The organism is Bacillus cereus group sp. BfR-BA-01347 (genome assembly GCF_022663835.1).
GTDB classification, from domain to species: domain Bacteria; phylum Bacillota; class Bacilli; order Bacillales; family Bacillaceae_G; genus Bacillus_A; species Bacillus_A thuringiensis_K.
Genome location: NZ_JAKUGG010000075.1, coordinates 1 through 510, shown reverse-complemented (window position 1 = coordinate 510; position 510 = coordinate 1). Strand labels below are relative to the sequence as shown.

Sequence of the window (510 nt, the reverse complement as noted above, 5' to 3'; positions counted from 1 at the left end):
TATGTTCCGTTTCGCTCGCCGCTACTCAGGAAATCGCATTTGCTTTCTCTTCCTCCAGGTACTTAGATGTTTCAGTTCCCTGGGTCTGTCTTCCTTACCCTATGTATTCAGGTAAGGATACCATACCATTACGTATGGTGGGTTTCCCCATTCGGAAATCTTCGGATCAAAGCTTACTTACAGCTCCCCGAAGCATATCGGCGTTAGTCCCGTCCTTCATCGACTCCTAGTGTCAAGGCATCCACCGTGCGCCCTTTCTAACTTAACCAAACTAAAAATTAAAAAATATGAGCTACACTGTTATCTAGTTTTCAAAGAACATACATTTATATATGAGAGATAGTTCTCTCAAAACTGAACAAAACGAAACACGGAAACTTATATTGATAAGCAGCGCTTATCAATTCTCCATAGAAAGGAGGTGATCCAGCCGCACCTTCCGATACGGCTACCTTGTTACGACTTCACCCCAATCATCTGTCCCACCTTAGGCGGCTGGCTCCAAAAAGG

The 510-nt window shown here is 44.1% G+C and carries 2 rRNA genes; both read right to left on the bottom strand.

From position 1 onward, the window contains the following. Positions 1-268 (bottom strand): 23S ribosomal RNA (locus MR143_RS32665); the annotation flags it as partial. 146 nt (positions 269-414) lie between these two features. Further along, positions 415-510: ribosomal RNA gene (locus MR143_RS32660) — 16S ribosomal RNA — on the bottom strand; the annotation flags it as partial.